This is a genomic window from Limimaricola cinnabarinus (assembly GCF_002723615.1).
Lineage (GTDB): Bacteria > Pseudomonadota > Alphaproteobacteria > Rhodobacterales > Rhodobacteraceae > Limimaricola > Limimaricola cinnabarinus_B.
Genome location: NZ_KZ305002.1, coordinates 1 through 6,185 on the forward strand (window position 1 = coordinate 1; position 6,185 = coordinate 6,185).

At 61.3% G+C, this 6,185-nt stretch carries 6 protein-coding genes, 1 tRNA gene and 1 rRNA gene; 4 read left to right on the forward strand and 4 right to left on the reverse strand.

The features are described 5' to 3' along the window. Together CJ301_RS18215 and CJ301_RS18925 are read right to left on the reverse strand one after the other, a co-directional pair. A partial coding sequence (locus CJ301_RS18215) for an SIR2 family protein (protein ID WP_173812393.1) occupies positions 1–653 on the reverse strand: 653 nt, incomplete at its 3' end. 838 nt (positions 654–1,491) lie between these two features. Continuing rightward, positions 1,492–1,869 (reverse strand): hypothetical protein, encoded by a 378-nt coding sequence (locus tag CJ301_RS18925; protein WP_162620628.1) that lies wholly within the window; start codon positions 1,867–1,869, stop codon positions 1,492–1,494. 652 nt (positions 1,870–2,521) lie between these two features. Here CJ301_RS18925 and CJ301_RS18220 point away from each other — a divergent pair. The 4 genes from CJ301_RS18220 to CJ301_RS18230 all read left to right on the forward strand — a co-directional run bounded on the left by CJ301_RS18220 (position 2,522) and on the right by CJ301_RS18230 (position 5,810). Further along, positions 2,522–3,079 carry a hypothetical protein gene (locus CJ301_RS18220; RefSeq protein ID WP_099278761.1) on the forward strand — a complete coding sequence of 186 codons (558 nt, stop codon included), beginning with the start codon at positions 2,522–2,524 and terminating at the stop codon, positions 3,077–3,079. Further along, complete coding sequence (locus CJ301_RS18225; RefSeq protein WP_099278762.1) at positions 3,076–3,525, forward strand: hypothetical protein; 450 nt, start codon at positions 3,076–3,078, stop codon at positions 3,523–3,525. Before CJ301_RS18220 ends, CJ301_RS18225 begins: the two co-directional genes overlap by 4 nt. Positions 3,526–3,912: 387 nt before the next feature. Then, a complete protein-coding gene (locus CJ301_RS18930) occupies positions 3,913–4,119 on the forward strand; it encodes a hypothetical protein (protein WP_162620629.1) in 207 nt (68 codons plus the stop codon). Next, positions 4,116–5,810, forward strand: coding sequence for a recombinase family protein (locus tag CJ301_RS18230; RefSeq protein WP_099278763.1), 1,695 nt, complete (start codon positions 4,116–4,118; stop codon positions 5,808–5,810). The genes CJ301_RS18930 and CJ301_RS18230 overlap by 4 nt, the downstream gene beginning before the upstream one ends. On the opposite strand, the gene CJ301_RS18235 is transcribed toward CJ301_RS18230, so the two are convergent. Together CJ301_RS18235 and rrf are read right to left on the reverse strand one after the other, a co-directional pair. Continuing rightward, positions 5,789–5,865: transfer RNA gene (locus CJ301_RS18235), tRNA-Met, on the reverse strand. The genes CJ301_RS18230 and CJ301_RS18235 overlap by 22 nt on opposite strands. A 189-nt stretch (positions 5,866–6,054) precedes the next feature. Next, positions 6,055–6,169 (reverse strand): 5S ribosomal RNA (rrf, locus tag CJ301_RS18240). Positions 6,170–6,185: the final 16 nt, after the last annotated feature.

Here is a 6,185-nt window from a genome sequence, read left to right on the forward strand (position 1 = left end):
CCTACATCCTCTCGAGAGGTAGCTTTTGATCTAAATGAGAGGTAGTATTCAAGATCGACCTCATCCATAGATGATCCGGATATGATTAGTGGGTCATTCCTTACAATTCCAGACAGGACAACCATCCATGGGTTCTCGCCCTTTATCATCCTCAAATACTGGTCCCTGCTGAATACATAACCCTTTTCTGGAGATTTCACGGTGCCATGCAAGTATACAAGCGGCAGCTCGGCGTTGGTTTGCAGATCGACAAATGGATCTGAAAAGTGTATGGGCTTCAGGCTTTGCCTTTTCGAGGAAGAAAGTTCGTTCTCCAGTGCATCATCCACATTGAACGTAAATATCCTTCTCCAGTTGAATTTCGAGATTGCTTTACACGTGTATCCCGGACTGCAATCTGACAGACGCTTTGTTATGAGACGTTCAACCTCATCCTCTGTAAGTGCTGAAAATACTCTCTGCAAATTGTGGCTTTTCGAAACACGAGTGGCATCGAGGAGCTCTTCTTTCAGCTTATCTGCTAAGGGTATATTTCCGAACCCATTTTTTGAGTCATGGCTGGCTCCTGCCCCGAGTAGTAGGGTATAGCTACCGGAGACCACTCCATTCAATAGCGCCTTTTCTTGATCATCCGAAATCTTTAAGAACGACAAATTCCACCCCTTCGCTTATATGCGGTCATTTCTTATTGCAGTTGAAAAGCATTATTGCTTCGTGCGGCTCATCGTCAACTTGCAACTATAGGGTGCATTTGGCAACTCTGATCAGCTGACTACTCACTAACCAGCTGGCACTCCGGCCCTTCGGGCCTGCGTTCCAGCTGTCGTTCGCCGGGGGCTGACGCCCCCGGACCCCGGCGCCGCTGATGCGCCGCTCGAGAGGCGCTCCGCCCTCCCGAACCCGCCCGGGGCCTTCAGCCGGACCAGAGCGCGCGCCGCCCCTCTGGACACCCAGGGCAGGGTCATCGTTCGCCACTCCCCCTGCACCCCCTGGCGTCTCCCGACGGGCTCGGGTCATCGTTCCGCACTCCCCCAAGACCCCCTGCTCCCGGAGGATGCCGCTCCGCGCTCGCCTCCGAACCTCCCCCACTCCCGGGAAGAGCGTTCCGCACCTCTTCCCGAACCCATCTTCGCTCGCCCTCCCGAAGGGATAAGAAGGGACGTCCCCCGCCGCATTGACCTATCACCTGATATGCTGATGATCTCACCCAGATTGAAAGCGATCATCCACGGGACGATTGACCGCTCTGAGCCCATTCTTACCGAGGGGGCGATGCGGCATCTCGCGCGCCAGTTCAGACAGCGCGACGGCAATGGCCCAAAGCTGCCATTCGCACGAAACGCATCAAGCAGCCGTTCACATCTCGCAGCGGCTGCGTTTCCTACTGCTATGAGCTCTTCGCCCCTCCTGCTGGTATGGTGCCCCAAATCGAAAACTGCTGATTTCCGATCAGGCGGCAATAGATGACGCAGCGTTATAGAGAACACTCATCTAACCATTCCCAGGTGCTTCAAAGCAGATTCGCACGGCAAAAGGCTCCGGGGAGGCCGAACGCATGAGCTGGAAAACACGGATCTCCAACTGCCCAGGCAGATCTCCAAGAAACATCCTGTCATTGCGGGCATCGTAGTAGCCGGGCGCAGAAATCGACACGTTTCGCCCGCCAACAAGCTCGATGCTCATGTTCTGGCCCCGCGGAACCCTGAGGTTGAAACAGGCGACGCCGTCGGCGGGGGCCAAACCTTTCAGGTCTCCCGTCGCAAAATCAGCTTTGAGCTCGACGGTTTGGCAACTTTGCGCTTGGGAGGATACAGGAACCATTGCTGCAAAGGCTGCGGCAGTTGCCAACGAAAGAATACTCGTGCGCATTGTAAACCTCCTAAATCAGGGATGGTGCCAGTTCGATAACTGCCTCAAGAAGGAGGCAAAGTCTCATATGAGTTCCCTTGGAAAGGGCCGACCGAGTCACCGCCGCGAGGGCAAGTGCGATAAGGATTTTCGGCCATCCAGATTTTTACCAATGGTCAGAAGTCTTGAGGTCCAGACAATTCGTTTTCCGAAGTATGCCATCATATCTGCTTCGGGCAAAATTCTTTGCGAGCATCTCGTTTAGTTACTGCAGCTACTGCCGAAAGTTTCATCCGCATAGCGGACCTCAGCATGGAGCGCAGCGAATGTTCGGCTCCCGCCCTTCCTCGGAAAGGTCCTCGCAGGTGCGGCGAACGGCAGGAAGGTCCGCACAGCTGACATTTGAAATCAGGTGCACCCCGGCTGATTCCGGCGAAAGGCTCAGCTGCTGAGGAGCGATCCCCCGAACGCAAGCTTCGGCACTTCATCGTATCCGGCAAGGTTCCCGCCCTCGCAGGCTCACCCCGAGAGGCCGGAAAGGGAGATTGGAAAGGGAGGGGCCAGCCCCTTCCGTCGTGCGCGCGTCTCGTGACGCGCACGACGAAAGGTCCCGGCCGATAGGAAGGGAGGGACATCGGGCGCGTCGGACATCCATCATACAAGGATACCGACAATGCACGATAGCATTCAGACCACTCTCTCGATGACGCCTGCCTGGCAAGACCTCATCACCCACGGCGACATCGTCTCGTTCCGCTTCCCCTTGGCCGAAGAAGGCCACACCGGGCGCCCGAAGGCGCGTCCCTGCCTCGTCCTCGACATCGAGGAGCATGGCGGCCAGCGCTACGCGCTGCTGGCCTACGGCACCACCTCCCGCCGCCGCTCCAACATCGGCTACGAGGTGCACGCCCGTCGTCCGGCCGAATACCTTTCGGCGGGCCTGAACGAACCGACCCGCTTCGTCGGCGCGCGCCGGCTGCTCGTGCCGCTGAAGCACAGCGGTTTCGCTGTGTGCCGAGCCACGGGCTCGGCGGTGCTCGGCCGCCTCGGCGGCGCTCCTTTCAACGCAATGAATGCCGTGCGTTGTCGGATTCACACCGAGTACGACATCGCGGCCGACCATCGTTCCCGGCGCGGCTCTCGGACAGGCGTTCTCCGCGCCCGCAGTTTCACCGTCGAGCGACGCACACCGCGCCGCGTGATCCTTTCCGGGAAGGAGGTGCAGCAATGAACGCCCTCCCGCCAAAGAACCTGATGGAGCAGCAGGTCGACCTCGTCCGTGCCGTTCTCGAGCGGCGGTCAGGCATGGCCCGGCACCTCACGGAGCGTGTGGTGCCGCATCTCGACCCGGATGCGCGACAGGTGGTCGAAGAGACCATCGAGTTCCTCGACGAGGAGACCGACATCGACGGGACCCTCTCCTATTACCTCGATGTCGCCATCGTGGAGGTCCGCAGCGGGATCACAGCCGGCACCTTCGAGGAGAAAGTCGCCATTCCGCGAGAGCGCCTGATCGGAGGGTCCGAGGCCTTCGACATCCACCGCCGGCTCTCGCCGGAGGCCGAGGCGCTCCAGGCCGCCCTGCCGCCGCTCGAGGAGCTGTATTACGCGGTCCGGAAGGCGGTCAACTTCGCCGACGCGATCAAGATGAGCCTTCGCATGTTCGACGAGGACTGACACGACGGCGCCCCTCTGGGCGCCGTCCCTTGAGAGACCGCGAGGTCCCGGCGCCGGGGTTGGATTCCCCGGCGTTCGGCGCGCCGGCGATGACCAACACTCCTTCGCTGCTACGAGGACGCCGGCGCGCCATCCATTCCATACCGAGGAGCCCCGATGAGACGCTCGTTTCGCTGTCTGCGCGCGCTGTGGCGCAGGCACCCTACCCTGCTCGTGCGTAGCGCGCTGATCCTGCTGCTGCTTGTCCATGCGGCGCTGCTGTTGAAGTGAGAGAGACGCGTCCGCGGGGCGACCCGCGGACGCTGATGGCCACCCCTCTCCACGAAGGCTCGGTTGGGCGTCCGCCATGTCGGTTGTTCAATGCCCGAACTGGAAAGGACTCCGCCGATGCCGCTCGACAAACTGATCGACCTCCTCGCAGAAGCCGCTGTCCGCAAGCTCTCGCAGGAGCGGGAGAAGCAGGAGGCGACACCTGACGCGGCACGCACAACCTACAAGACATGCCGCCTTTGGACATACCATCTCCGCAATCTTCGCGGATATATCGCCCAGGCGTGCCGTCGAGGCCGCAGCCCGGAAAGAAGACAACCATGAGCAAGTCACCCACCTCCCCCCTGCGTGTCGCCCTCTACGTCCGTTACTCGAGCGACATGCAAAACCCGATGTCGATCGACGACCAGTTTCGCGTCGTCGAGCGCCATGCCCGGCAGCAGGGTTGGGTGATCGTCGATCGGTTTGCCGACAGTGCCGTCAGCGGGACGGTGAGCCGGGCCCGACCCGAGTTCCAGCGCCTGTCGGAAGGGCTCGCCACCGGCGGCTTCGATATCGTGCTTGCGGAATCCCTCGACCGCATCTCCCGTGACGCCGAGCACATTGCGGGCTTCTACAAGAGCGCCCGCTTCCACGGCGTCGAGATCCACACCGCCGGGCGCGGCAAAGTCGATGCCATGACCCTCGGCCTCTCGTCGATGTTCGCCGCCATCTTTCTCGAAGAACTGGCGACGAAGACGCGTCGCGGCCTGGAGGGTCGCGTGGAAAAGGGACTCAGCGCCGGCGGACGCGTCTATGGCTATCGACCGGGCACCGACACCCGCGGGGCACCGGTGAAGGGCAAACGGAAGATCGACGACATCGAGGCAGCGGTCGTTCGGGGGATCTTTCGCGATTACTCCGCAGGCCTGTCGCCGATCGCGATCGCGAACCGCCTCAACGACGAGGGCATCCCCTCGCCCTCCGCCGACACGAACCGCCGATCGTCGGGCCGCTGGAAGCAGAACACGATCAACGGCAACCGCGTCCGCGGCACCGGCATCCTAAACAACGAGCTCTACATCGGCCGGCTGGTCTGGAACCGGCTCACCTATGTGAAGAACCCGCAAACCGAGCGTCGGGTGCCGCAGCTGAACCCCGAGAGCGAATGGCGGACATCCGAGGTCCCGGAGTTGCGCATCATCGATCAGGACCTCTGGGATGCCGTGAAGGCGCGTCAGGCAGCACAGAAGAAGCGCAGCTCGAAGATCAACGCGACGGACCGCAACAAGCTCTCGGCGGGACAAGTCTTGCGCCGTCGAAAGTATTTGCTGTCGGGTCTCCTGCACTGCGGGCTCTGCGGCGGCAAGATGACCGTCGCCGGGAGCAGCAAATACCGGACCTACTACTGCGCCAGCGCCAAGGAGATGGGCCCCAGTGTCTGCGAGGGCTTCCGCGGACTGCGCGAAAGCGTCGCCCTGCCCCTCGTCCTGTCGGGGCTGCACACCGAGCTTATGAAGCCCGCGGCCTATGACCGGTTCCGGGAACGGTTCCGGGAACGGCTGGTGGACAGTCAGGACGCCGCCGTGGATCGGCTCCAGGTGCATGATGCCCGGCAGGGGGAGCTGGAGACCAGCAAGCGCAACCTGCTGCGCGCCAACGAGATCGGCCAGGACCCGGCGCTGCTCGTCGAGCGGCTGAACAGTGTCGACCGGGAGCTGAAGGAGATGCAGGGCAAGCGGGCGGACCTGGTCGTGCCCGATGTCGAGCTGCCCAAGAACCTGCCCGAACTTTACCGGGCCATGGTCGCCGACCTGGCGGCGGCGCTGTCGGACGAGTCCGTCGCCGGGCGCGCGGCGGACGAGCTGCACGAGCTCGTCGACCGCGTGGTGGTGCACTGGGACGAGGCCGCCCGGGGGCACTGGCTGTCGATCGAGGGTAGCCTGCTGGAGATGCTACGCAAATCGGCGCCGAGCAAGCTCGACGCCGTGCGTGGCGATATTTTCGCTGAAGTTGGTTGCGGGAGCAGGATTTGAACCTGCGACCTTCAGGTTATGAGCCTGACGAGCTACCGGGCTGCTCCATCCCGCGACACTTTTGGCAGTTCCTCTTCAGGTTATGAGCCTGACGAGGCGTTTGTGTCAAGCAAACTCTCGAGGAGAGTTTGTAACAAACGCGGGCTGCTCCATCCCGCGCCATGTTGCGTGGCCTACCGCCTGGAGGGCTGCTTAGGGCCGCGTTTTGCATCGTTTTCGAGAGAATATTAATGTTCTTTACTAGGTCTGGCGGTGACTTACTCTCCCACGTCTTGAGACGCAGTACCATCAGCGCGACGGCACTTAACGGCCGAGTTCGGAATGGGATCGGGTGTTTTGCTCGTGCTATGGCCACCAGACCGAGTAAAGAACATC

Coding starts and splice junctions, on each gene's coding strand:
- CJ301_RS18925 (WP_162620628.1), bottom strand. CDS start 1,869: ATGCGCACGAGTATTCTTTCGTTGGCAACTGCCGCAGCCTTTGCAGCA.
- CJ301_RS18220 (WP_099278761.1), top strand. CDS start 2,522: ATGCACGATAGCATTCAGACCACTCTCTCGATGACGCCTGCCTGGCAA.
- CJ301_RS18225 (WP_099278762.1), top strand. CDS start 3,076: ATGAACGCCCTCCCGCCAAAGAACCTGATGGAGCAGCAGGTCGACCTC.
- CJ301_RS18930 (WP_162620629.1), top strand. CDS start 3,913: ATGCCGCTCGACAAACTGATCGACCTCCTCGCAGAAGCCGCTGTCCGC.
- CJ301_RS18230 (WP_099278763.1), top strand. CDS start 4,116: ATGAGCAAGTCACCCACCTCCCCCCTGCGTGTCGCCCTCTACGTCCGT.